At 69.3% G+C, this 24,712-nt stretch carries 21 protein-coding genes; 15 read left to right on the plus strand and 6 right to left on the minus strand.

Annotated elements, in window-relative coordinates:
• The first annotated feature begins 8 nt into the window (after nt 1-8).
• Nucleotides 9-1,787: a tetratricopeptide repeat protein gene (locus FHT26_RS17760; protein WP_168561453.1), complete on the plus strand. Its 1,779-nt coding sequence runs from the start codon at nt 9-11 to the stop codon at nt 1,785-1,787.
• On the opposite strand, the gene murU is transcribed toward FHT26_RS17760, so the two are convergent.
• Both murU and speD read right to left on the minus strand, forming a co-directional pair.
• On the minus strand, nt 1,784-2,497 hold the full coding sequence (gene murU, locus FHT26_RS17765) for an N-acetylmuramate alpha-1-phosphate uridylyltransferase MurU (RefSeq protein ID WP_246867975.1): 714 nt from the start codon (nt 2,495-2,497) through the stop codon (nt 1,784-1,786). The genes FHT26_RS17760 and murU overlap by 4 nt on opposite strands.
• 8 nt (nt 2,498-2,505) lie before the next feature.
• Nucleotides 2,506-2,868, minus strand: a complete 363-nt coding sequence (gene speD / locus FHT26_RS17770; RefSeq protein ID WP_168561455.1) for an adenosylmethionine decarboxylase — start codon at nt 2,866-2,868, stop codon at nt 2,506-2,508.
• A gap of 68 nt (nt 2,869-2,936) precedes the next feature.
• Here speD and tkt point away from each other — a divergent pair, with 68 nt between their 5' ends.
• The 6 genes from tkt to FHT26_RS17800 all read left to right on the plus strand — a co-directional run bounded on the left by tkt (nt 2,937) and on the right by FHT26_RS17800 (nt 11,711).
• A complete protein-coding gene (tkt, locus tag FHT26_RS17775) occupies nt 2,937-4,994 on the plus strand; it encodes a transketolase (protein WP_246867976.1) in 2,058 nt (685 codons plus the stop codon).
• Nucleotides 4,994-5,995 (plus strand): hypothetical protein, encoded by a 1,002-nt coding sequence (locus tag FHT26_RS17780; RefSeq protein ID WP_168561456.1) that lies wholly within the window; start codon nt 4,994-4,996, stop codon nt 5,993-5,995. The genes tkt and FHT26_RS17780 overlap by 1 nt, the downstream gene beginning before the upstream one ends.
• A 63-nt stretch (nt 5,996-6,058) precedes the next feature.
• Nucleotides 6,059-7,057, plus strand: a complete 999-nt coding sequence (gene gap / locus FHT26_RS17785) for a type I glyceraldehyde-3-phosphate dehydrogenase (RefSeq protein ID WP_168561457.1) — start codon at nt 6,059-6,061, stop codon at nt 7,055-7,057.
• Between the two features lie 55 nt (nt 7,058-7,112).
• The gene (locus FHT26_RS17790; protein ID WP_168561458.1) at nt 7,113-7,727 is read left to right on the plus strand and encodes a hypothetical protein; all 615 of its coding nucleotides are present in this window, start codon (nt 7,113-7,115) and stop codon (nt 7,725-7,727) included.
• 149 nt (nt 7,728-7,876) lie between these two features.
• Nucleotides 7,877-9,850 (plus strand): S8 family peptidase, encoded by a 1,974-nt coding sequence (locus tag FHT26_RS17795; RefSeq protein WP_168561459.1) that lies wholly within the window; start codon nt 7,877-7,879, stop codon nt 9,848-9,850.
• 61 nt (nt 9,851-9,911) lie between these two features.
• The gene (locus FHT26_RS17800) at nt 9,912-11,711 is read left to right on the plus strand and encodes a S8 family peptidase (RefSeq protein WP_168561460.1); all 1,800 of its coding nucleotides are present in this window, start codon (nt 9,912-9,914) and stop codon (nt 11,709-11,711) included.
• Nucleotides 11,712-11,817: 106 nt separating this feature from the next.
• On the opposite strand, the gene FHT26_RS17805 is transcribed toward FHT26_RS17800, so the two are convergent.
• Nucleotides 11,818-12,711, minus strand: coding sequence for an NAD(P)/FAD-dependent oxidoreductase (locus tag FHT26_RS17805; RefSeq protein WP_168561461.1), 894 nt, complete (start codon nt 12,709-12,711; stop codon nt 11,818-11,820).
• Nucleotides 12,712-12,892: 181 nt separating this feature from the next.
• Here FHT26_RS17805 and FHT26_RS17810 point away from each other — a divergent pair, with 181 nt between their 5' ends.
• Entirely contained in the window at nt 12,893-13,471 is a 579-nt protein-coding gene (locus FHT26_RS17810) for a TetR/AcrR family transcriptional regulator (RefSeq protein ID WP_349238167.1), read from the plus strand.
• 45 nt (nt 13,472-13,516) lie between these two features.
• On the opposite strand, the gene FHT26_RS17815 is transcribed toward FHT26_RS17810, so the two are convergent.
• From FHT26_RS17815 to FHT26_RS17825, 3 genes are read right to left on the minus strand one after another with little or no spacing between them, the layout of a single operon-like run.
• A complete protein-coding gene (locus FHT26_RS17815; RefSeq protein WP_168561463.1) occupies nt 13,517-14,182 on the minus strand; it encodes a hypothetical protein in 666 nt (221 codons plus the stop codon).
• The gene (locus FHT26_RS17820) at nt 14,182-15,195 is read right to left on the minus strand and encodes a biotin--[acetyl-CoA-carboxylase] ligase (RefSeq protein ID WP_168561464.1); all 1,014 of its coding nucleotides are present in this window, start codon (nt 15,193-15,195) and stop codon (nt 14,182-14,184) included. The genes FHT26_RS17815 and FHT26_RS17820 overlap by 1 nt, the downstream gene beginning before the upstream one ends.
• A 37-nt stretch (nt 15,196-15,232) precedes the next feature.
• On the minus strand, nt 15,233-15,766 hold the full coding sequence (locus FHT26_RS17825; RefSeq protein WP_168561465.1) for an SET domain-containing protein: 534 nt from the start codon (nt 15,764-15,766) through the stop codon (nt 15,233-15,235).
• A gap of 126 nt (nt 15,767-15,892) precedes the next feature.
• On the opposite strand from FHT26_RS17825, the gene FHT26_RS17830 reads away from it, so the two are divergent.
• The 7 genes from FHT26_RS17830 (at nt 15,893) to FHT26_RS17860 (ending at nt 24,709) form a co-directional block, all read left to right on the plus strand.
• Nucleotides 15,893-18,571: a DNA topoisomerase III gene (locus FHT26_RS17830; protein WP_168561466.1), complete on the plus strand. Its 2,679-nt coding sequence runs from the start codon at nt 15,893-15,895 to the stop codon at nt 18,569-18,571.
• Between the two features lie 251 nt (nt 18,572-18,822).
• Nucleotides 18,823-19,638, plus strand: a complete 816-nt coding sequence (locus FHT26_RS17835; RefSeq protein ID WP_168561467.1) for a phosphate/phosphite/phosphonate ABC transporter substrate-binding protein — start codon at nt 18,823-18,825, stop codon at nt 19,636-19,638.
• 88 nt (nt 19,639-19,726) lie between these two features.
• Nucleotides 19,727-19,939 (plus strand): hypothetical protein, encoded by a 213-nt coding sequence (locus FHT26_RS17840; protein ID WP_168561468.1) that lies wholly within the window; start codon nt 19,727-19,729, stop codon nt 19,937-19,939.
• A gap of 27 nt (nt 19,940-19,966) precedes the next feature.
• On the plus strand, nt 19,967-20,944 hold the full coding sequence (locus FHT26_RS17845; RefSeq protein WP_168561469.1) for an AEC family transporter: 978 nt from the start codon (nt 19,967-19,969) through the stop codon (nt 20,942-20,944).
• Between the two features lie 118 nt (nt 20,945-21,062).
• The gene (locus tag FHT26_RS17850) at nt 21,063-22,670 is read left to right on the plus strand and encodes an ABC transporter substrate-binding protein (RefSeq protein WP_056803794.1); all 1,608 of its coding nucleotides are present in this window, start codon (nt 21,063-21,065) and stop codon (nt 22,668-22,670) included.
• 103 nt (nt 22,671-22,773) lie between these two features.
• Nucleotides 22,774-23,781: an ABC transporter permease subunit gene (locus tag FHT26_RS17855; protein WP_168561470.1), complete on the plus strand. Its 1,008-nt coding sequence runs from the start codon at nt 22,774-22,776 to the stop codon at nt 23,779-23,781.
• A gap of 10 nt (nt 23,782-23,791) precedes the next feature.
• Nucleotides 23,792-24,709 carry an ABC transporter permease subunit gene (locus tag FHT26_RS17860; protein WP_168561471.1) on the plus strand — a complete coding sequence of 306 codons (918 nt, stop codon included), beginning with the start codon at nt 23,792-23,794 and terminating at the stop codon, nt 24,707-24,709.
• Nucleotides 24,710-24,712: the final 3 nt, after the last annotated feature.

Here is a 24,712-nt window from a genome sequence, read left to right on the forward strand (position 1 = left end):
TCCCTCCTGTGACCGATGACGACCCCACCGCCTGGAGGCGGTCGGCCACACAGGCACTCCGCGAGGGGCGGCTGGCCGATGCGGCTCGCCTGTACCAACGCCTCGCCGAGCACGCGCAGGCAGCGGGCCGGCCGGCGCAGGCCATCGCGTACTACCGTTCCGCGCTGCAGACCCAACCCGGCTTCGCGCCAGCTTGCGCGCCGTTGTGCCGTTTGCTGTACGAACAGGGTGATCTGGCCGGCGCGTCGGCGCTGATGCGCAGTGCGATCGAGTTCCACCCCGACCGTGCCGACTTCCACGTGCTCGCCGGGTACGTGGTTTTTTCGCAGCAGGACCCTGCGCAGGCCGTGCAGGCCTTCGAGCGCGCGTTGGCGCTGGAGCCCGGCATGCAAACGGCCCGCTCCAACCTTCTCGTCGCGTTGGAGACGAGCGGGGATACCCTGCGGGCGCTGGACATGACCCGCGAGATGCTGGCAGCGGAGCCGGCCCGGTTGGAGCTGCGCATCGGGGTCGGGCGGCTGGCGTTCGAGTGGCGCCTGGCCGGGCTGGCGCAGGTCGTGCCGGTGCGAACTGATGGCGTGGCGGATGCGGGGCTAGACCCCGGTGATGGCCCGCCGATGAAGCTGGTGGTCGAGGGTTGGCGCGGCATCAACCACTCATTCGCGCTGATCCACCAGTTCCAGATCCTCGAACTGCTGCGGCGACGTGATGTCGTGCTGAGCTGCCGCGACCTGCCCTTCGCGTTCGGGCACTGGAACCCGCGCACGGTGCCTGCGGGATTCGAGTCGGCCGAGCAAGCGAAGATCGACGCGGTGCCTGTGGTGCCCGAAGGGGCAGCCGCGGACTGCGTCTACCGCATCGGCGCACCGTTCACCGCGCCGCAGCTGCACGACTCGCGAAGGACCTTCACCTACATGGTCACCGAGTGCGGCTTGATGCAAGCGAACTTCGCGGACGGCCGCATGGACATCCGCCGCTTCACGGCGGGCGGCAACCGCGTCGTCACGTCGAGCCGGTGGTCCAAGCAGCGCTTGGTCGACGCGGGCCTGGACGCCGACGGCATCGACATCGTCACCTGCGGCGTCAATCGCGAAGTGTTCGCGCCGCCGGAGCCGTTGCAGCGCGCCGAAGGGCGCCGGCAGCTGGGCCTGCAGGAGCACGAGATCGTGTTCCTGAACCTCGGCGCGGCGTTCTGGAACAAGGGCGTCGACTTGGTGATGCTGGCCTTCGCCACGCTGCGGCAGCGTCGCCGCGACATCCGGCTGATTCTCAAGGACCAACGGGCGGTCTACGCCGTCACGACAGCCGAGAACACCCTGCGCGGCCTGTCGAACCGGCATCCAGCGCTCTTCACGGCCGACACCATCGACGCCATTGCGCTGGTTGGCAGCAATCTGTCCCAGACGCGTCTGGCCGGGCTCTATGGCGTGGCCGACGCCTATGTCTCGCCCTACCGTGCCGAGGGGTTCAACCTGCCGGTGCTGGAGGCGCTGGCCTGTGCGGTGCCGGTGATCGTGACCGACGGCGGCTCGACGGACGACTTCTGCCCGCCGGCCGTGGCGACGCGTCTGCCCAGCAGGATGCTCAGCCGCGACGGCGACGAGCCAGGCCGGCCGGTGCGCTACCGCGAACCCGATTTCGACGCACTGGTCGAAGCGATGTCGCGCATTGCTGCCGGCGACGCCATCGACCGCGGCGCCTTTCGCCAGCACCTGGACCGCTTGCCGCCCACCAAGACCTGGACGGCGGCAACGTCGCAGCTGGTGGATGCGATGCGCAGGCCCTAGAAGGCCCGAGGGCGGTTCAAGGCGTCGAGTTGATCGGGCGTGCCGACGTTCTCCCACGCACCGCGCCACACCTCGGCGCTGATGCGCCGCTCGCGCATGCCGGCGAACAGCAGCGGGCCGAGGGCGGCCTTGCTGCCCGGCGCGATGCCGGCACACAGCGACGCGCGGCACAGCGCGAGGTTCGCGTAGGTCCAGCGCACGCCGTCGGGCCCCGCTGAATCGGCCAGCCCGAAGCCGTCCGAATCGAGGCCGAAATCGCCCTTCGCGTGGAACGCCGGGTTCGGCACCAGCCACAGGTGCGCAAGCAACTCGCCGGCCGCGAAGCGCTCGCCCTGCGCCGCGTCGAAGCGGAAGCCCGGCGCATGGATGTCGCCCGACACCACCCAGAAGCAGTCGTCCGGCCCGTCGACCAGCAGCGGCAGCGCCTTCGCGATGCCGCCGGCCGTCTCGAGCGCGCCGCCGTGGTCGCGGCCTTCCATCGAATAGCGGATGCGCAGCCCCCAGCGGCTGCCGTCGCCGAGCGCGGCCGGGATCAGGTCTTCCAGCCATGCGGTGTTGACGACCACGTCGCGCACGCCGTCGCGCGCCAGCGCTTCCAGGTGCCATTCGATCAGCGGCTTGCCGTGCACCGCCAGCAGCGGCTTCGGCAGCGCATCGGTCAGCGGCCGCATGCGTTCGCCGCGGCCGGCGGCGAGGATCATGGCTTTCATGCCTGGTTTCATTCGGTCCCTCGCAGCAGCGATTGGCGTTGCACCCGGGCCGGCTCGAACACGCCGAGCAGCGCGTCGAGCAGCGCCTGCGCCCGGGCCGAGTTGTCGGTGCCGAGGTTGCAGACGTAGACGTCCAGCGTCACCGCGTCCAGCTCGGGCCAGGTGTGCACCGCGAGGTGCGATTCGGCCAGCAGCACGACGCCGGTCACGCCGCCCGGTGCCGGGAAGCGGTGGAACAGCTCGCCGACCGGCTGCAGCGCCGCCGCCGCGACGGCCGCGAGGCAGCGCCGGCGCAGCGCGTCGGGGTCGGTCATTGCGGGGTTGCCGGTGGCGCAGCCGCGCAGGTCGGCGGTGAGGTGCAGGCCTTGCATCGGCGGGATTATCGGCGGCGCCTAAAATGCGCCGCTTCCGCCCCACCCAACCCCAGGAGCCGCCCGGCATGACTGCCCCCGCCCACGACACCAACTTGATGGCGAACGCCATCCGCGCCCTGGCGATGGACGCCGTCCAGCAGGCCAATTCAGGTCATCCGGGCGCCCCGATGGGCATGGCCGACATGGCGGTCGCACTGTGGGGCCGGCACCTGCGCCACAACCCGGCCAACCCGCACTGGGCCAACCGCGACCGCTTCGTGCTGAGCAACGGCCACGCGTCGATGATCCTGTACGCGCTGCTGCACCTGACCGGCTACGACCTGCCGATGAGCGAGCTGCGCAACTTCCGCCAGCTGCACAGCAAGACCCCCGGCCACCCCGAAGTCGGCTACACGCCAGGCGTCGAGACCACCACCGGCCCGCTCGGCCAGGGCGTCACCAATGCCGTCGGCATGGCGCTGGCCGAGAAGCTGCTGGCCCATGAATTCAACCGCGACGGCCACACGATCGTCGACCACCACACCTACGTGTTCCTCGGCGACGGCTGCCTGATGGAAGGCATCAGCCACGAAGCCGCCGCGCTGGCCGGCGCCTGGCGCCTGAACAAGCTGATCGCGCTGTACGACGACAACGGCATCTCGATCGACGGCAAGGTCGCGCCGTGGTTCATCGACGACACGCCGAAGCGCTTCGAAGCCTACGGCTGGAACGTGATCGCCGCGGTCGACGGGCAGGACGCGGATGCCGTCGATGCCGCGATCACCGCCGCCAAGCAGGCCGACAAGCCGACGCTGATCTGCTGCAAGACGACCATCGGCAAGGGCTCGCCGAACCGCGGCGGCACCTCGAAGGCGCACGGCGAGGCGCTGGGCGCCGACGAGATCAAGCTGACCCGCGAAGCCCTCGGCTGGACGTATGAGCCGTTCGTGATCCCCGAGCAGGCCTACGAAGAATGGGACAGCCGCGCCGACGGCCTGACCGCCGAGACGCAGTGGGTCGACGCGTTCGAGGCCTATTCGAAGGCGTTCCCGGAACTGGCGGTCGAGTTCATCCGCCGCACCGCGCACGAGCTGCCGAAGAACTTCGCGCAGACGGTGCTCGACACCGCGATCGCCGCGAATGCCAAGGCCGAGAACGTCGCGAGCCGCAAGGCGAGCCAGATCGCGCTCGAATCGTTCACGAAGGCGCTGCCCGAGCTGCTCGGCGGCAGCGCCGACCTGACCGGCTCGAACCTGACCAACACCAGCAGCACGCCGCCGCTGCGCTTCGAGGCCGACGGTTCGTCGAACGGCGGGCGCCACATCAACTACGGCGTGCGCGAGTTCGGCATGGCCGCGATCATGAACGGCATCGCGCTGCACGGCGGCTTCATCCCGTACGGCGGCACCTTCCTGACCTTCAGCGACTACAGCCGCAATGCGATCCGCATGGCCGCGCTGATGAAGATCCGCGTGATCCACGTGTTCACGCACGACAGCATCGGCCTCGGCGAAGACGGCCCGACGCACCAGTCGGTCGAGCATGCCGCGGCGCTGCGCCTGATCCCGGGGCTGGACGTCTGGCGTCCGGCCGACACCGCCGAAACCGCCGTGGCCTGGGCCAGCGCGATCGAGAACAGCAACCGCCCGAGCGCGCTGCTGCTGTCGCGCCAGAACCTGCCGTACGCACCGAAGGCCGAGTTCCAGGCCGGCCAGCCGCAGGCGGCGATCGACACGCTGGCCAAGGGCGGCTACGTGCTGGCCGAGCCGAGCGAGGTGGGCCTGAAGAAGAAGGCGCAGGCGGTGATCATCGCCACCGGGTCCGAGGTGCAGCTCGCGCTGCATGCGCAGCAGCTGCTCGCGAAGCCCGAGAACGGCGCCATCGCGGTGCGCGTGGTCAGCATGCCCAGCACCTCGGTGTTCGATCGCCAGACCGCCGCCTACAAGACCAGCGTGCTGCCGCAGGGCGTGCCGCGCATCGCGGTCGAGATGGGCGTCAGCGACGGCTGGTGGAAGTACGGCGTCGCCGCGGTGGTCGGTATCGACACCTACGGCGAATCGGCGCCGGCGCCGGTGCTGTTCAAGCACTTCCACTTCACGCCCGAGAACGTGGCCGACACGGTGCGCGTCGTGCTGGGCCGCTGATGGAGCGTGCGCTGGCCGGGGTGCTGCTGAGCCTGTCGGCGGCCTGGTCGGCGCAGGCCGCCAGCGGCCCGCCTGCGGACGGCATGGAGGTCCTGGAGCCGGCGGAGTTCGCCTGCCTGACACCGGCCGCGGCGGATCGCAAGCCGATCGAGTACCCGGAAGCCGCACGGCGTGCCGGGCTGTCGGGCCTGGTGCGGGTCAGGCTGGTGTTCCAGCACCCGCAGAAGCCGCCGCGGGTCAGTTTCATCGCCTACGCCGACGTTCGCGAGTTCAACGACCTGGTCGAAGACTACGTCTCGGCCTACCGGCTGCCATGCCTGCGCGAAGACGCGGATCCAGTGACGGCCACCCAGGAGTTCGCGTTCAGGCCGGACGACGGGCGGCCGGTGGCATGGCGTCACCTGCGCGGGGAAGACGTCGACCTGCAATCCGAGGCCTGCCGGCCACGCTACCCCGCGAAGCCGCCGGAGTTTCCGCGCGCGGCCATGGACCGGGGCGCCGTGTTCGCGGTCCTGCTGGTCAGGACGACGTTCCACGGGCCGACCCGGCCGCCGGAGGTGGAGGTGGTCCACCAGGTGGGCGCGCCCCCGTTCGAGAAGGCCGTCACCCGGTGGGCCTCGCAGGTGAGGCTGCCATGCCTGCGGGAGGACCAGACCCTCAGCACCGTGCAGAGGGTTTCGTTCGAGCTCGACAGCCCGGGGCAGATCGTCCTCAAAGACCTCAGCCTGCAGCAGCTCGTGCCGGCCATCGACAAGCTCGACGAGCAGCACGTCCATTTCGACTTCAATGCGATGGGGTGCCCGTTCGACGTTCGCCTGCGCCTGTTCCGGCCCATCCTGAAGAACTCGGTCGGCGAAGTCGGGGCCGCCGATCCGCGCCGCGACGCGTTCCTCGACTGGCTGAGCGGCATCTCGCTCAAGCTGTCGCCCAAGGACTTCAACCACGTGCTGGGCTCGTCGATGACGGTGTCGGTGCCTTGTACCCAGCTTGATCTCCGCTGAATTCCCCGAACGGCGACAATGGCCCCCTCGATTTTTTGCAAGCGCTAACTGGAGAGACAGCTCATGACCATCAAGATCGGCATCAACGGCTTCGGCCGCATCGGGCGCATGGTGTTCCGCGCGGCCGTGCAGAACTTCAAGGACATCGAGGTGGTCGCGATCAACGACCTGCTCGAACCCGACTACCTCGCGTACATGCTGCAGTACGACTCGGTGCACGGCCGCTTCGACGGCACGGTGGCGGTCGACGGCAACACGCTGATCGTCAACGGCAAGCGCATCCGCCTGAGCGCGGTGAAGGACCCGGCCGAGCTGAAGTGGGGCGAGGTCGGCGCCGACATCATCGTCGAGGGCACCGGCATCTTCCTGACCAAGGACACCGCTTCCAAGCACATTGCCGCCGGCGGCAAGAAGGTCGTGATGACCGGCCCGTCGAAGGACGACACGCCGATGTTCGTGTTCGGCGTCAACGACAAGACCTACAAGGGCGAGGACATCATCTCCAACGCCTCGTGCACCACCAACTGCCTGGCGCCGCTGGCCAAGGTGCTGAACGACAAGTGGGGCATCAAGCGCGGCCTGATGACCACGGTGCATGCCACCACCGCGACGCAGAAGACCGTCGACGGCCCGAGCAACAAGGACTGGCGCGGCGGCCGCGGCATCCTCGAGAACATCATCCCGTCGTCGACCGGCGCGGCCAAGGCCGTCGGCGTCGTGATCCCCGAGCTGAACAAGAAGATCACCGGCATGTCGTTCCGCGTGCCGACCTCCGACGTCTCGGTGGTCGACCTGACGGTCGAGCTGAACAAGGAAGCGAGCTACAAGGAGATCTGCGCCGAGTTCAAGGCGCAGTCCGAAGGCGCGCTGAAGGGCATCCTCGGCTACACCGAGGACAAGGTCGTCGCGACCGACTTCCGCGGCGACCCGCGCACCTCGATCTTCGACGCCGATGCCGGCATCGCGCTCGACGGCACCTTCGTGAAGCTGGTGGCCTGGTACGACAACGAATGGGGCTACTCGAACAAGGTGCTCGAGATGGTCCGCGTGATCTCGAAGTAAGCCGAAGCGCGCCTCGGTGCGAGTGACCCTTCACGCGCTGGTCCTGGCGTGCGGCATGGCCGCCAAGGCAGGCGCGTCGGCCGCGCAGGCGGCCGACGAATCGGGCTGGTGCCCGCCCGCGGGCCCCACCTTGTCCGGCGAGGTGGCGGCCGACAACGGCCTGCTGCTGCGTCCGGGCTGGGTGACGCTGCAGATGCACGTGCGGCCCGGCGCCGTGCCGGTCACCGATGTCCGGGTCGTCAGCGAGGCGGGTGGGCCGGGGCATGCGCGCCTGTGGATGCCCCTCGTGCGGCAGTGGACCGGCTGTGCCGCCAACCAGCGCGACACGTTGTTCCGGATCCGGCTGACGTTCGGCCTCAAGGGCGCCTACCAGCTGCCCGACCAGGAAGCCTTTGGCCTCTACGCCTTCCAGGCAGCGCCGGCGGCACCGACCTTGCCGGCGGGCGACTGGGGCACCGGCATCTGCCCGATCAGGGCGATGCTCGTGTTGCGGCAGCCGCAAGCACCCAATGCCATCGTCAGTTTCGACGGCGCGGGTGGCGAGCCGCTGAAGGACTGGCTGCGTGCGCTGGTGCCGCAACGCGACTACATGCTGCCTGCCGCCGAGGGCAATCGCATCGAATTCGATTGCAAGATCGACAACGGACAGATCGTCTTCTACGAACGCTGACCCCGCGAAGGGCCCGGATCCGTCGGGAATTCACGGCAGTTGAAACGCAATTGTCGCCAAGCGTGTCGGCCGATGTCTGCGCCGCCCCGGAACGGCCGGCCCGTGCCTACACTGGCCGCTCCGGGCCGCGAGCCCCTTCAGGTTGTCCCATGAAGCGACTCATTTCGTGCTGCATCGCCTCGCTGCTGGCCGCGGCACTCGCGCCTGTTGCATCGGCGGCCGAACAGGCGCCCACCCCGCGCAAGATCCCCGCCGAAATGCAGGCGCGGGTCATCGTCAAGTTCAAGGCCGATTCGAGTGCGATGCGTGCGCTGTCGGCCGCCAGCGGCAGCAGCGCGCAGGCCGCGCCGCAGCAGGCGCAGACACTGTCGCAGCGGCTCGGCCTGGCGCTCACCGACGGCCACGCGCTGACGGCGCGCAGCCAGGTCGTGAAGGCCAGCGGGCTCAGCTCGGCCGAGCTGGCGGCGCGCCTGTCGGCGTTGTCCGATGTCGAATACGCCGTGCCGGACGGCCGCCGCCGCGCGTTCGCCGCGCCGGACGACCCGCTGTACGCCGGCGGCCCGAGCGTGTCGCCGACCGTCGGCCAGTGGTACCTGCGCGCGTCGACCGCCAGCGTGGTCTCGGCCATCAACGCCGAGACGGCCTGGGGCATCACCACCGGCAGCAGCAGCGTCGTCGTCGCGGTGCTCGACACCGGCATCCGGCCCGACCATCCGGAACTCGTCAACAAGCTGCTGCCCGGCTACGACTTCGTCAGCGACGCCGCCACCGCGAACGATGGCAACGGCCGCGACAGCGACCCGAGCGATCCCGGCGACTGGATCACGTCGGCCGAGGACGCGAGCGGCACCTTCGCCGGTTGCGGCGCCGAAGGCAGCAGCTGGCACGGCACGCAGACGGCCGGGCTGGTCGGCGCGTCGACCAACAACGGCAGCGGCATGGCCAGCATCGGGCGCGACGTGAAGGTGCTGCCGGTGCGCGTGCTCGGCAAGTGCGGCGGCGACGACAGCGACATCATCGCGGCGATGCGCTGGGCGGCCGGCTTCACGGTGTCCGGCGTCACGAAGAATGCCAACCCGGCCAAGGTGCTGAGCCTGAGCCTCGGCGGGGAGGGCACCTGCTCTCAGGCCTACAAGGATGCGATGACCGAGCTGACCGCCGCCGGCGTCGTCGTCGTCGCGGCGGCCGGCAACGACGGCCTCGCAGTCAACGTGCCGGCCAACTGCCCCGGCGTGGTCGGCGTGGCCGGCGTGCGCCACAGCGGCACCAAGGTCGGCTTCTCGAGCCTCGGGCCCGAACTCACGATCGCTGCACCCGCCGGCAACTGCGTCAACACGAGCGGCGCCTGCCTGTACCCGATCCTGACGACCACCAACACCGGCAGCACCACGCCGCTCGCCAGCGCCTACACCGACAGCGCCAATCCGTCGCTGGGCACCAGCTTCTCGACGCCGCTGGTGGCCGGCACGCTGGGGCTGATGTTCTCGGCCAACCCGAGCCTGACACCGGCCCAGGCGATCGGCGTGCTGAAGAGCACCGCGCGCGCGTTCCCGAGCACCGGGGCGGGCGCCGGCGTGGCGGCCTGCAAGGCGCCGTCGGCGACCGCGCAGAGCGCCGAGTGCTACTGCACGACGACCACCTGCGGCGCCGGCCTGCTGGACGCCGGTGCGGCGGTGACCGCCGTCGCACAGGTGGTGGCGCGCATCGATGCCGGCTCGTCCCGCACGACGGCTGGCTCGTCGATCACGTTGGACGGCAGCGGCTCGTCGGCACCCGCCGGCCATGCGATCACCGGCTACCAGTGGACGCTGACCGCCGGCAGCGGCATCGCCAGCTTCACCAGCGCGACCAACGCAGCCACCGCGACGGTCGCGACGACGGCGACCGGCAGCTTCACCGCGAGCCTGACCGTCACCGACGACACCGCGGCGCAGGCCACCACCACCGCGTCGGTCGCGGTGAGTGCCGTCTCGACGCCAAGGTTGCCCCCCGCGCCGCCCGCCGCGACCAGCAGCGACGGCGGCGGTGGTGCGCTCGGCTGGCCGTGGCTGGCCGGGCTGCTGGCGGCGGTGCTGGCACTGCAGCGGGCGTCGCGCGTGCGGCACCGCGTCATGCGCCGCTAGCCCTTGCACACAACTTGAAGCACGGCATTGGGGCATGATCTCCGCTCGACGGAGACATCCCATGCGCCACTTTCTGACACTCCCTTGCACCCTCGCGGTGCTCGGGGCCCTGGCCGCCGGCCACGCCGAGGCCGCCTCGCCCCCGCCGGACCGTTCGGTGACCGCCACCTCGAAAGGGCCGCGCGCGCTCGGGCTGCTGGTCAAGCTGAAGGATGCGCCGTCGCACGAACAGGCCGCGGCACTCGGCACCACGAGGGCTGGCACCGAACGGCTGCAGGGCGTGATGCGCGCGTCGGGCCTCAACGCGTTGAAGATCTCGCCGAACGGGCGCGCGGCGCAGCGGGTCGATTTCGACCACGTGCTGTCAGCCGGCGAAGCGGCGGCGCTGGCCAGCCGGCTGCGCGCGCAGCCGGAGGTCGAATGGGTCGTCACCAACGATTTGGAGCGCCGACTGGCGCTGCCGAACGACCCGCGTTTCCCGAAGACCGCTGGCACGACCGGGCAATGGTGGCTGCAGCCGGTCGGCGGCTCGAACCTGAACGTTGCGGCCGACCGCATGCGCGGCGTGCCGGGGGTGCAGGGTGCGTGGGACACGACCACCGGCAACGCCGCGGTCACGATCGCGATCCTCGATTCGGGCGTCACGGTCCACCCCGACCTGTCGGCCGCGCGCTACTGGCCGGGCCGCGATTTCGTTTCTGAACTCGACTACTCGAACGACGGCAACGGCTGGGACACCGACCCGAGCGACCCTGGCGACTGGGTCACGCAAGCCGACCTGAGCGACCCGGCCTTCGCCGGCTGCGGCGTCGAGGACAGCTCGTGGCACGGCACCACGACGGCCGGCATCGCGGCCGCGTCCAGCAACGACGGCGTCGGCGTGGCCGGCGTCAACTGGACCAGCCGCGTGCTGCCGGTGCGCATCTCCGGCAAGTGCGGCGCGACCGTCGGCGACATCGTCGACGGCATGCGCTGGGCGGCCGGCCTGTCGGTGCTGGACGCCAGCAACAACACGATTCCCGTCAACCCGCATCCGGCCCGCGTGATCAACCTGAGCTTCGGCGGCAGCAGCGCCTGCAACGCCGCCTACCAGAGCGCGATCGACGACCTGGCCGCGGTGAAGACCGTGGTGGTTGCGCCGGCCGGCAACGAAAGCGGCGGCGTGACGCGGCCGGCCAACTGCAGTGGCGTGGTCGGCGTCGCCGCGGTGAACCGCGACGGCTTCAAGGCCAGCTATTCGAATTTCGGGCCGAGCATCCAGATCGCGACGGTCGGCGGCGATACCTCGCAGATCGGCGCGTGGGGCGCCACGGTCAACGACGACGGGCTGCTGACGATCAGCAACAGCGGCTTCAGCACGCCCGGCACCGGCAGCTACGTCAACGTGTTCGGCACCAGCTTCTCGACGCCGCTGGTGTCCGGCGTGCTGAGCCTGATGGTCAGCGTCAACCCGAACCTGACGACCGCGCAGTTGATCGACGGGCTCAAGCGCAGCGCGCGGCCGCACGTCACGTCGCCGGTGGTCGGGGCGTGTGCGAATGCGAACCCGGGGCGCTGCATCTGCACGACGAGCACCTGCGGCGCCGGGCTGATGGATGCGGCACAGGCGCTGGTGTATGCGGCGAACCCGACCGGCTACACGCCGCCGAACTGGTCGTCGGTCGTGATCGACACGCCGGCGCTGCGAGCCGCGGCGGCCCAGGGCCAGGACCTGCCGGCGAACGGGCAAAGCGATCCGGTGACCGATCCGCAGACGCCGCCGATCAACCCGCCGGGGGACGGTGGCGGGGCGCTCGGGTTCGGCTGGCTGGTGGGGCTGCTGGCGGCGGTGGTCGCGCTGCAGCGCCGCGCCAACGCCTAGGGCCTGAATAACAGGCCCGGGGCCAGGGAAGGCCTGCAGAACCTGGTCCACGACGGCCGATTGCCCAGCGCAAACGGCATCGTCAGGGTTGCCGGATTCCGTGCTCTCAAACCAGCATCGATTGCTGGGCGAAGATGCCCGCCATCGCGCCCTGCGATGACGCCTGGGTGACCGAGGGCAAGGAGGGCGTGGTGAGGTCGCCGGCGGCGTAGATGCCGGGCATGCTGGTCTGGCGGCGCTCGTCGACCCTGAGGGCGATGCCGACGGGCGTATCGACCGTGGCGAGGCCCAGTGACTCATGCAGGCTCGCGGACGGCTTGTTGCGCGGCTGAGCGAACAGGACGTCGACCGCGACAGTGCGGCGGGTATCGAGATTGACGGTGGCGATATGGCCCTTGTGATGGGCGATCTCGATGATCCGGCCATCGACGACAGAGATGTGGCGGCGCGCCAGATCGGCCTGGATATCGGGCGCAATGTCGTGACCATCGGCGAAGACAGTCAGCTTGTCGGTCCAATGCTGGAACAGCTTGGCAGACTGGTGCGATTGCGAGCCGGCCCAGACGAAGCCCCAATGCTGGCCGGCGACTTCGAAGCCGTCGCAATAGGGGCATGGCACGATGGACGTGCCCCAGCTTTCGGCAAAGCCCGGAACATCAGGCAACTGGTCGGCGACGCCATAGCTCAGGATCACGCGGCGCGCCCCCAGGCTTTCGCCATCGCCAGTGAGCACGGAGAAATCGTCGATGGCGCCGGAAATGCTGTCGGCCCGGGCGTTGACCAACCTGATCGCGGGATAGCGCGCCAGCTGCTGCCGCGCCTCGGCCAGGATGCCCAGCGGTGGCTTGTGATCGTGACCGAGCAGGCCATGCGAGTGGCCGGCGAACCGATTGCGCGGCAGGCCCGTATCGAGAACGGTGACCTTGCGGCGGGCACGGCCGAGCTGCAGGGCGGCGGCGAGGCCGGCAAAGCTGCCGCCGATGATGATGACGTCATCCATGGTGATGGGCTCCATGTCGGGGAGGGAAGGGGGGGGGCGGGTGCCGCAAATTACTGAACTCCTGAGTTCAATAATATGCGTCGTCTATAGTGAACTGTCAAGTTCACTAAATATGCCCATGGCCCGCTCTCCAGATCCCTCTCCCAAGCCCCAACGCGGCCGGCCACGCGATCCCGAGCGCGTGAGGCGCATCCTGGAAGCGGCGCAACGGCACTTCAACGAGCATGGCCTGGAGCGTGCCAGCGTGGATGCCATCGCCGCGGACGCCGGTGTCTCCAAGACGACCGTGTACAACAACTTCGGCTCCAAGGAGAGGCTGTTCCAGGCGGTCGTGCGCGACAGGACGGCGACGGTGGTGGCTGGCGTCCCGGGCGCCGGGGCACTGGACCCGGACCAGCCGGAGAAGGCGCTGCTGGCGATCGGCGCCCGGTTTCTCGCACTGGCGCGCGGGGACGACGCGCTGGGCGCGTTGCGCGCTGTCTACGGCGTTGCGGGGACGCAGCCGGAAGTCTGCCTTGCGTTCTACAGGGACGGCCCGGAGCGCGTGAACGGCGAGCTGGCTGCTTACCTGCGCCGTGCCGACGCGGCGGGCACGCTGAAGGTGCGGAACCCGCTTCGGGCAGCGGACCTGTTCCTGTCGATGTTCCTGGGCTCCGGGCACATCCGCGGAATGCTGAAGCTCGAGATGCCGGATCCCCGGGAAAACAGGGCTCTTCTGCGCGAGGCCGTGCGGGTCTTCATGGCGGCCTGCGGCGCATAGGTTCCACGCTGCAGCCTGCCGGGCAGGCGCAAGGCGACCGGAGGGCTATCTCCCGCAGCTGCCGAACGGGCGGCCGAGCAGCGCGTCGGATTTCAACGCCATCACCTGCGCCCACAGCGCGTCGTCGGCGCGCGGGATGCGCAGTGAATGGCTGACGCCGGGCGCCGACAGCTGCGCGACGCGGGCGGTGCGCACGCCGCGCTGCGTCAGCTCGGCGAGCGCCTTCTCGGCCGAATCCTTGTTGTCGAAACGGCCGAGCGACAGGCCGACCTCGAACTCCGGTGCGTTGCGCAGCTCTTCATACGGCACCTTCATCCGCTTCAGCTCGTCTTCCTTCTTCTGCAGGCCTTCGCGGTTCGGGTACTTGCCCATGTAGACCATCCAGACCGCCGGCAGCTCGTTCCTCACGCTGCTCCAGCTGCCGGGCGGCAGCGCACCCTGCAGGGCCGCTTCGGCGCCGGCGATCTGTGTCGGCGTGTACGGGCCGGCCTCCAGGCAGGCCAGCGCCGGCTCGCCGGGGCCGGCGGCCGGCGCGGTGGCCGCACCCGCCGGCAGGATGTGGACAGTGTCGGCGCGCACCTGGCGCGCCAGCCGCTCGGGCTCGCGGTCGCCTTGCGCGCGCACGCCGACCACGCCGTCGAGCTGCCCCTGCGTCCAGGCCCAGAAGCCCAGGTTCGCGAGCAGCAGCAACAGCACGACGGCACGCAGCATCAGGCGTCCTCGGCCGGCACGTCGGGCGCTCCGCCGTCGGCCGGCGTCAGGCGCACGCTGACCTCGCCGCTGCCGACCTCGCGCGGGCCGTCGGCCGTGATCACGCGCAGCATGCCGTTGGCGCTGACGCCGTCGGCGATGCCCTCGGCCACGTCGGGCTGCGTCGTCGTGATCGCGCGGCCGCGCAGCAGGTCGCGCTCGGCGAAGCGGTCGACGAAGGCCGCGAAGCCGCGCCGGTTGAATTCGATCAGCGCCTTCACCAGCGGCAAGGCGACGCGCGCCAGCGTGGCCGGGGCGGTCAGCGTCGCGTCGAGTTCCTGGACGCAGCCGTAGCCGGTGTTCAGCTCGGTGGTGGCATGCATCGGCTGCACGTTGATGCCGATGCCGATCACCGCGAGCCGCCGCTTGCCGGCGGCCACCGTCTCGATCAGCACGCCGCCGAGCTTGCGGCCCAGCCGGCTGCCGGGCTGCGCGAGCGCACCGGTTTCGGCACCGGGCTCCATCAGCCACAGGTCGTTCGGCCACTTCAGGCCGATGCGCGGCGCGCTCGTGTCGCCCGGCGTGCGCGGGTCGAGCGCGTCGGCCAGCGCGACGCCGACGGCGAGCGACAGCCCCGACCAGTCGGGCGGGTTCATCGGCAGCGACAGCGAGAAGGTCAGCGATGCGACCGGCGCGGCCTTCCAGACCCGGCCCATGCGGCCGCGCCCGCCGGTCTGGTGCTCGGCCACCAGCAGGCAGGGCTGCACGTCGGCGGCACGCCGGCCGAACGCGGCGCTCTCGACGCTGCGGCGCACCTGCACCAGCTCGGCCGCGGCTTCGTCGATCGCGCTCATGTTGACGCGGGCGCGCTCGAGCAGCGCGGTGTTGGTCGACGATATGCGCGCGACCACCTCGACGCTCAACCCCGGCAGCAGCGGCTCGAGCTGCTGCCACAGCGCCTCGGCGCCCCAGTGCTGCGGCGTCGGCGCGGGCAGCGTCGGATCGGGGGTGTCGTCTTCGGGAAGGTCGGTCATCGCAGTCTCGGCGTTCGGCTTTCGGCGTCCCGGTGCGTCAGCGCTTGGGGGCCAGCATCGTGCCGCGGCAGTTGCGGGTGCCGCAGCGGCATTCGTATTCCTTCTTCAGCTTCGGCGTGTAGCGCTCGTCGATGATCAGGCCGTAGTCGTAGAACAGTTCCTCGCCCGGCTTGATGGCGCGCCGGGCCTTGATGAACACCCGGCCGTCGATCTCGTCGGATTCGCAGTTCGGCGTGCACGCATGGTTGATCCAGCGTGCCGCGTTGCCGCCGTACTTGGCGTCGATGGCCATGTCGCCGTCGAGCTGGAAGTAGAAGGTGTGGTTCGGGTCCTTCGGGTCGTGCGGGTGGCGGCGCAGCGCCTCTTCCCACGGAATGACCTCGCCCTTGTACTCGATGACGATCTCGCCGCGGGCGATGGGGGCGATCGCGAACACGCCCTTGCCGTGCACGCCGGAGCGGCGCACCTGGATGCGCCGGCCGGCAGCGGCGGCCTGGCCCGCGGCCTTCGCTGGGGTCGGCGAGGGGGTCGTTCTGGACCGAGGGGACTTGGCGGTGCCGGCTTGCGTCATCGGTTTCTTTGGGTACATTGAATTCATGGGTGCGCGCGCGTGCCTGCGCATGCGTGCATGCGCGCGAGAAGCCCGGATTGTAGAGAGCACGCGCCGACCCCGGCCGAGCCATCACCAGAAAGTCCCATGAGCAAGTCACTGATCATTGCCGAGAAGCCCTCCGTCGCCCAGGACATCGTGCGCGCGCTGACGCCCACCGCGGGCAAGTTCGACAAGCACGACGAGTACTTCGAAGGCGCGCACCACATCGTGACCTCCGCCGTCGGCCACCTGCTGGAGATCAAGGCGCCGGAGGAGTTCGACGTGAAGCGCGGCAAGTGGAGCTTCGCGAACCTGCCGGTGATCCCGCCGCACTTCGATCTGAACCCGATCGACAAGAGCAAGGGGCGGCTGAATGCGATCGTCAAGCTGGTCAAGCGAAAGGACGTCACCGAGCTGATCAACGCCTGCGACGCGGGGCGCGAGGGCGAGCTGATCTTCCGGCTGATCCAGCAGCACGCGAAGAGCAAGCACCCGGTGCGCCGGCTGTGGCTGCAGAGCATGACGCCGGCGGCCATCCGCGAGGGCTTCGAGAACCTGCGCAGCGACGAGAGCCTGCAGGGCCTGGCGCAGGCGGCGCGCAGCCGCTCCGAGGCCGACTGGCTGGTCGGCATCAACGGCACGCGGGCGATGACGGCCTTCAACTCGCGCGACGGCGGCTTCTTCCTGACCACCGTCGGGCGCGTTCAGACGCCGACGCTGTCGATCGTCGTCGAGCGCGAGGAGAAGATCCGCAAGCACGTCTCGCGCGACTACTGGGAGCTGAAGGCCAGCTTCGCGGCGCAGGCTGGCGAGTACGAAGGCAAGTGGTTCGACCCGAAGTGGAAGAAGAACCCCGACGACGCCGAGCAGCGCGCCGACCGCCTGTGGAACGCCGCCGATGCGCAGGCCATCGCCGATGCGGCGCGCGGCCAGCCGGCCAGCGTCACCGAAGAGGCCAAGCCCAGCACGCAGAGCGCGCCCGGCCTGTACGACCTGACCACGCTGCAGCGCGAGGCCAACAGCCGCTTCGGCTTCAGCGCGAAGACCACGCTGAGCATCGCGCAGGCGCTGTACGAGAAGCACAAGGTGCTGACCTACCCGCGGACCGACAGCAAGCACCTGCCCGAGGACTATGTCGCCGTCGTGAAGGACACGATGCAGATGCTGGCGACCGACGACATGCCGGGCCCGCTGCGCCCGCTGTCGGCGCACGCCGCGAAGGCGCTGAAGGAAGGCTACGTGAAGCCGAACAAGCGCATCTTCGACAACGCGAAGGTGTCGGACCACTTCGCGATCATCCCGACGCTGCAGGCGCCGCGCAGCCTGACCGAGATCGAAGCCAAGCTGTACGACATGGTCGTCAAGCGCTTCCTGGCGGTGTTCTATCCGTCGGCCGAGTTCATGGTGACGACCCGCATCAGCACCGTGAAGGCGGCCGGCAAGGAGCACAGCTTCCAGACCAACGGCAAGGTGATGGTGAAGCCGGGCTGGCTCGCGGTGTACGGACGCGAGGCGCAGGAAGACGACGCCAACCTGGTGGCGGTGGCGCCGGGCGAGATGGTGCGCACCGAAGAGGTGGCCGTCAACGCGATGAAGACCAAGCCGCCGGCGCGCTACAGCGAGGCGACGCTGCTGTCGGCGATGGAAGGCGCCGGCAAGCTGATCGACGACGACGAGCTGCGCGAGGCGATGCAGGAGAAGGGCCTGGGCACGCCGGCCACCCGTGCGGCCATCATCGAAGGGCTGATCCTCGAGAAGTACATGCACCGCGAAGGCCGCGAGCTGATCCCGACCGCGAAGGCCTTCCAGCTGACCACGCTGCTGCGCGGGCTGGGCGTCGAGGACCTGACCAAGCCCGAGCTGACCGGCAACTGGGAGTTCCAGCTGTCCGAGATGGAGAAGGGCAAGCTCAGTCGCGAGACCTTCATGGCCGAGATCGCCGCGATGACGCAGCGCATCGTCGCGAAGGCCAAGGAGTACGACCGCGACACCATCCCCGGCGACTACGCGACGCTGAAGACGCCGTGTCCCAACTGCGGCGGCGTCGTGAAGGAGAACTACCGCCGCTTCACCTGCGTCGGCACCAGCCCGGCCGAGGACAACGGCTGCGGCTTCTCGATCAGCAAGATCCCCGGCGGGCGCAGCTTCGAGCTCGACGAGGTCGAGCGCTTCATCGCCGACAAGAAGATCGGCCCGCTCGAGGGCTTCCGCTCGAAGGCCGGCTGGCCGTTCACCGCCGAGCTGAAGCTGGCCTTCGACGACGAGATCAAGAACTGGAAGCTCGAGTTCGACTTCGGCGAGGACGCGAAGAACGCCGAGGCCGGCGAACCGGTCGACTTCTCCGACCAGGAGAGCCTCGGCGCCTGCCCGAAGTGCCAGGGCCGGGTGTTCGAGTTCGGCAGCTCCTACGTCTGCGAGCACGCGGTGGGCGCGCACATCACCTGCGACTTCAAGAGCGGCAAGATCATCCTGCAGCAGCCGGTGGCCCGCGAGCAGATGAGCAAGCTGCTCGCCACCGGCAAGACCGACTTGCTGGAGAACTTCGTCTCGAACAAGACGCGGCGCAAGTTCAAGGCCTTCCTGGCGTTCGACAAGAAGGAAGGCAAGGTCAGCTTCGAGTTCGAGCCGCGCGCCGCGAAGCCGCCGGCGAAGGGGGCGGCCGCCAAGGCCGCCACCGCCGCGCCGGCCGCCGAGGCCGAAGCCAAGGCACCCGCCACGGCGAAAGCCCCCGCGAAGAAGGCCGTCCGCAAGGTGACGAAGAAGGCGGCCGACGACGGCGCTTGAACTGAACAGGCCTGAACGTTACTCCTGGGTATTCATTCGTTCCCTTGTCACCACATTTGTCACGACGAGTCTCTCGTAGCGGCGTGTTGTGACTCCTGTGTAGTGCGACACTGCGCCCACTACAAGTGCGCACACACTCGGCGCGGTCACCGGTCGTCCGACACCGACGACCGGCCTGCACCGGGGTGATGCGGCGGCGCGGCCTGGCGTTGGAGGCCGCAAGCGTCCAACACAGGAACAGGGATCCCCGAATGAAACTGCGTGACTTCCGTTGGCTGGCCGCCGTGGCGCTGCTTGCCTGTGCGCCGTGGGCCCAGGCCCTGGTCTTTGCGGTCAACGAGGGCGTGACCTACCGCGTCCCGGCCGAAGAGATCCGCGCCAAGTACGCCGCGATCGCGGCCGACCTGAGCAAGATCCTGAAGCAGCCGGTCAGCATCGAGCCGATCGGCGACTACCCGTCGCTCAAGCGCGGGCTGGCCGAGAAGAGCTACGACCTGGCGATGGTGCACCCGGCACACATCTCGATCGCCGCCATCAAGAGCCCGGGCTACAAGCTGGTCGTGGTGACCAAGGGCTTCCTGGAGTACCGGGCCAGCTTCCTCGTCAAGGCCGACTCGCCGGTGACCGCGCTGGCCGACCTGAAGGGCCGCAAGCTCGGGGCGCCGGACGAGGACTCGATCACCGCATGGATGGTGCGCGCGACCTTGCGCGACGCGATCGGCGACCCGAAGCTGGTCGCCACCACCTACACCCGCTACCAGGACGCGGTGCCGTTCTTCGTCGAGAACAACCTGACGCAGGCCGGCGCGACCGCGTCGAACGCGGTCGTCAAGGACTGGCTGGCCAAGGGCGGCAAGGTGATGTTCAAGTCGAAGCCGGTGCCGATCAAGCACATCATCGCGAGCCCGAACCTGTCGGCCGAGCAGGTCGAGAAGGTGCGCGAGTACCTGCTCGGGCTGGACGGCAGCGAAGAAGGCCGCAAGAAGCTCGAACCGACCAAGTACCAGGGCTTCGTGCGCTACGACGACGCCGCAATGATGGCGATCGGGACCTGGCTGGGGCTGTGAGCCGGGGGCCGCGGGTTCGTGCCGGTTGAAAGGCGCCCCGGCGCAGCCTAATCTCGGGAGGCCCGCAACGTATCCCGAGGAGCCCGCCATGCTGCGTGTTGTTCGTGCGTTCAGTGTCGTGCCCATGCTGCTGCTCGGCGCCTGCGCCGGCCTGCCGGGCGGATCCACCCAGGAGGTCGACCAGCAGAGGGTGGCCGCGATCGACCGCGCCGCCCTCGGCCGGGGCGTCAAGGTCTACTGGGTGAGCATGCCGACGAAGCGGGTCGCGCCCGCGGCGGCCACGTCGGCCGCACCCGGCTGACCGGAGGGCTTGATCGATACTGGCGCGATGTCGCTGCCGGTACTGTTCAAGCTCCTCGTCATCTTCGTCGTCGTCGCCCTCGGCTACCTCGCCGGCCGCCTGCGCTGGCTGGGCGAGAACGACCCCGCGCGCGTGCTGGGCAACGCGGCGTTCTACCTGTTCGTGCCGGCGCTGCTGTTCCGCACCACGTCGCGGCTCGACCTCGCCAGCATGCCGTGGGGCACGCTGCTCGCGTTCTTCGTGCCGGTGCTGGTGCTGCTGCTCGGCGTCTACGCCTGGCAGCGCCCGCGCGTGCGCGCCGGCCGCCTCGCGACCGCCGCGCCCGGCGTGCGGGCGATCTCGGCCAGCTTCGGCAACACGGTGCAGGTCGGGATCCCGCTGGTCACCGCCGTGTTCGGCGAGGCGGGGCTCGAGATCCACGTCGCGATCGTCAGCCTGCATGCGCTGACGCTGCTGACGGTGCTGACCGCGCTGGTCGAACTCGACCTGGCGCACGAACGCGTCAGGCAGGGGCATTCGAGCGCGCACCTGGGGCGCACGCTGGCGCGCACCGCCCGCAACACCATCGTCCACCCGGTGACGCTGCCGGTGCTGGCCGGGCTGGCCTGGAACCTGTCGGGCCTTGCGATGCCGGCGGTGCTCGACGAGGTGCTGGTCCAGCTCGGCCTGCCGGTCGTGCCGCTGTGCCTGGTGCTGATTGGCATGTCCCTTGCGTACTACGGCGTCCAGGGCGCCGTGCGCGGTGCCGTGGTGATCTCGGTGCTGAAGCTGCTGGTGCTGCCGGCCCTGGTGCTGGTCGTCGGCCACTGGGGCTTCGGGCTCGCGGGGCTGCCGCTGGCGGTGGTGGTGATGGCGGCGTCATTGCCGATCGGCAGCAATGCGCTGATCTTCGCGCAGCGCTATGCGGCACTCGAAGCCGAGGCCACCGCGGCGATCGTGCTGTCGACCTGCGGCTACATGCTGACCGCACCGCTGTGGCTGTGGTTGCCGAGTCGATTGGGCTAGACCACCTTGCGCCGCCGATTGCCGTGCACGTCAATCGGGGCGCTATCATCCGGCGCGCTGCCCACAAGGCGGCGCTTTTCCTTCAGACGTTGGACAACCCTTCTCAGGACCCACCCCCATGAAACTTCGCGGCTTCCCCTTGAAGGCCCTTGCGGCCACCTGCCTGCTGGCCTGCGCGGGCGCATCGTTCGCGGCCAAGACGCTGGTCTACTGCTCCGAGGGCAGCCCGGAAGGCTTCAATCCGCAGTACTACACCACCGGCACCACGTTCGACGCGGTGTCCGTGCCGATGTTCAACCGGCTGGTCGAGTTCGACACCGGCACCACCAACATCATCCCGGCGCTGGCCGAGAGCTGGACCGCCGCCGCCGACGGCCTGAGCTACACCTTCAAGCTGCGCAAGGGCGTCAAGTTCCACAGCACCTCGAAGTTCACGCCGACGCGCGACTTCAACGCCGACGACGTGCTGTTCTCGTACAACCGCATGGCCGACCCGAACCACCCGCTGGCCAAGACCCAGCCGGGCGCGACCTACGCGTACTTCGAGGACATGGGCATGAAGGACATCGTCGACCACGTCGAGAAGGTCGACGCGCTGACGGTCAAGTTCGTGCTGAAGAAACCCGAGGCGCCGTTCATGGCCAACATGGCGATGGACTTCGCGTCGATCCTGTCGGCCGAGTACGGCGAGAAGATGAAGGCCGCCGGCACGCCGGAGGCGCTCGACCGCGAGCCGGTGGGCACCGGCCCGTTCCAGTTCGTCTCGTACCAGAAGGATGCGGTGATCCGCTACAAGGCCTTCGACGCCTACTGGGGCGGCCGCCCGAAGATCGACAACCTGGTGTTCGCGATCACCACCGACGCCTCGGTGCGCTATGCCAAGCTGAAGACCGGCGAATGCCATGTGATGGCCTTCCCGAAGCCGGCCGACGTCGCGCTGATGAAGACCGACCCGAACATCAACCTGGTGCAGCAGAACGGCCTGAACGTCGGCTACATCGCGTTCAACGTCGAGAAGAAGCCGTTCGACAACAAGCAGGTGCGCCAGGCGCTGAGCATGGCCGTCAACAAGAAGGCGATCCTCGACTCGGTGTTCCAGGGCGCCGGCCAGCAGGCGAAGAACCCGATCCCGCCGACGCTCTGGTCGTACAACGACAAGGTCACCGACTACGCCTATGATCCGGCGAAGGCGAAGGACCTGCTGGCCAAGGCCGGCTTCCCGAATGGCACCGAGGTCGAGCTGTGGTACCTGCCGGTGACCCGCCCGTACAACCCGGACGGCAAGCGCATGGCCGAGCTGATCCAGGCCGACTGGGAGAAGATCGGCGTGAAGACCAAGCTGATCACCTTCGAATGGGGCGAGTACCGCAAGCGCAGCAAGACCGGCGAGCAGCACGCGATGATGTTCGGCTGGTCCGGCGACAACGGCGACCCCGACAACTTCTTCGTGCCGCTGCTGGGTTGCTCGGCGGTGAAGGGCGGCGGCAACGTCGCGCGCTGGTGCGACAAGGGCTTCGAGGAGCTGGTGCAGAAGGCCAAGGCGGTGACGAAGCAGTCCGACCGCGCCGCGCTGTACTCGAAGGCTCAGGACATCGTGCACGAAGAAGCGCCGTGGATCCCGATCGCCCATTCGGTGCGCTTCGATCCGGTGCGCAAGGAAGTGATCGGCTACAAGATGGATGCGACCGCGCACCATTACTTCACCAAGGTCGACTTGGCGAAATGACGACCCCTCGGCCGGCGGGTACGCCGGCCGATCCCCCGAGGGGATGCGGGCCGGCTTGGGGCCGCCCGGCGCTCGGCCCGCTTTCTCTCCGGCCACCATTCAAATGATTTCCTTCATCGCCAAGCGCCTGTCATTGGTGCTGCCGACCTTCCTCGGCATCACGCTGCTGGTGTTCTCCCTGATCCGCCTGCTGCCGGGCGACCCTGTCGAAGCCATGTCCGGCGAGCGCGGCATGACGCCCGAGCGCTACACGCGCCTGGTGCACGAGTTCGGCCTCGACCGCCCGCTGTGGCAGCAGTACCTCGACTACGTCTGGCGCGCGCTGCACGGCGACCTGGGGCTGTCGACCATCACGCACGAGCCGGTGTTCCGCGAGTTCCTGACGCTGTTCCCGGCCACCATCGAGCTGTCGATGGTCGCGCTGTTCCTCGCGCTCGCGATCGGCCTGCCGGCCGGCATCCTGGCCGCGATGAAGCGCAACACCGTCTACGACTACACCGTGATGGGCGCGTCGCTGACCGGCTACTCGATGCCGATCTTCTGGTGGGGCCTGCTGCTGATCCTGTTCTTCTCGGTCACGCTCGGCTGGACGCCGGTGTCGGGGCGCATCGCGATCCAGTTCGACATCCCGGCGGTCACCGGCTTCATGCTGATCGATTCGCTGCTGTCGGACGACGCCGGCGCGTTCCGCAGCGCGGTCTCGCACCTGATCCTGCCGGCGGTCGCGCTCGGCACCATCCCGCTGGCGGTGATCGCGCGCATGACGCGCTCGTCGATGCTCGAGGTGCTGCGCGAAGACTACGTGCGCACCGCGCGCGCGAAGGGCGCGTCGACCTGGCGCGTGGTCGGCATCCATGCGCTGCGCAATGCGCTGATCCCGGTCGTCACGACGGTCGGGCTGCAGGTCGGCACGATGCTGGCCGGCGCGATCCTCACCGAAACCATCTTCTCGTGGCCGGGCATCGGCAAGTGGCTGGTCGAGGCCATCCACCGCCGCGACTACCCGGCGGTGCAGGGAGGCATCCTGATGTCGGCCACGGTGATCATCGCGGTCAACCTGGTGGTCGACCTGCTGTACGGCGTGATCAACCCGCGCATCCGGCACCACTGAGGGCGGCACCATGAACCAAGCAAGCACTCCGCCAGCCGCCATCGCCGCCCCGCCCGACACCGGCGCGCCGCCGACGCAACTCGCCGAGCTGTGGCGCGACTTCCGCCGCAACCGCGGCGCGATCATCGGCCTCGTCATCGTCGTCGCGCTGCTGCTGTGCGCGCTGCTGGCCGACGTGATCGCGCCGTATGCGCCGTCGGAGCAGTACCGCGACGCGACGCTGCATGCGCCGTCGTGGGAGCCGGTCAACGGCCACCGCTTCCTGCTCGGCACCGACCCGGTCGGGCGCGACGTGCTGTCGCGGCTGATCCACGGCACGCGGCTGTCGCTGCTGATCGGCCTGGTGTCGGTCGGGCTGTCGCTGAGCATCGGCGTGGTGCTGGGCCTGCTGGCCGGCTTCTTCCGCGGCGCCACCGAGTTCACCATCATGCGGCTGATGGACATCATGCTGGCGCTGCCCAGCCTGCTGCTGGCGGTCTCGGTGGTCGCGATCCTCGGCCCCGGGCTGATGAACGCGATGTACGCGATCGCGATCGTGATGCTGCCGCACTTCGTGCGCCTGACGCGCGCCGCGGTGATCGGCGAGCTGGGCAAGGACTACGTCGCCGCGTCGCGGCTGGCCGGCGCCGGCACGTTCCGGCTGATGTTCGACACCGTGCTGCCGAACTGCGCCGCGCCGCTGATCGTGCAGGCCACGCTCGGCTTCTCGACCGCGATCCTCGATGCGGCCGCGCTGGGCTTCCTCGGCCTCGGCGCGCAGCCGCCGACGCCCGAATGGGGCTCGATGCTGGCCAGCGCGCTGGAGTTCATCCAGAGCGCCTGGTGGGTCGTCACGCTGCCGGGTCTCGCGATCCTGGTGTCGGTGCTGGCCTTCAACCTGATGGGCGACGGGCTGCGCGATGCGCTGGACCCGAAGCTGAAGAGATAAGAC

The organism is Rhizobacter sp. SG703 (assembly GCF_012275445.1).
GTDB lineage: Bacteria > Pseudomonadota > Gammaproteobacteria > Burkholderiales > Burkholderiaceae_C > Rhizobacter.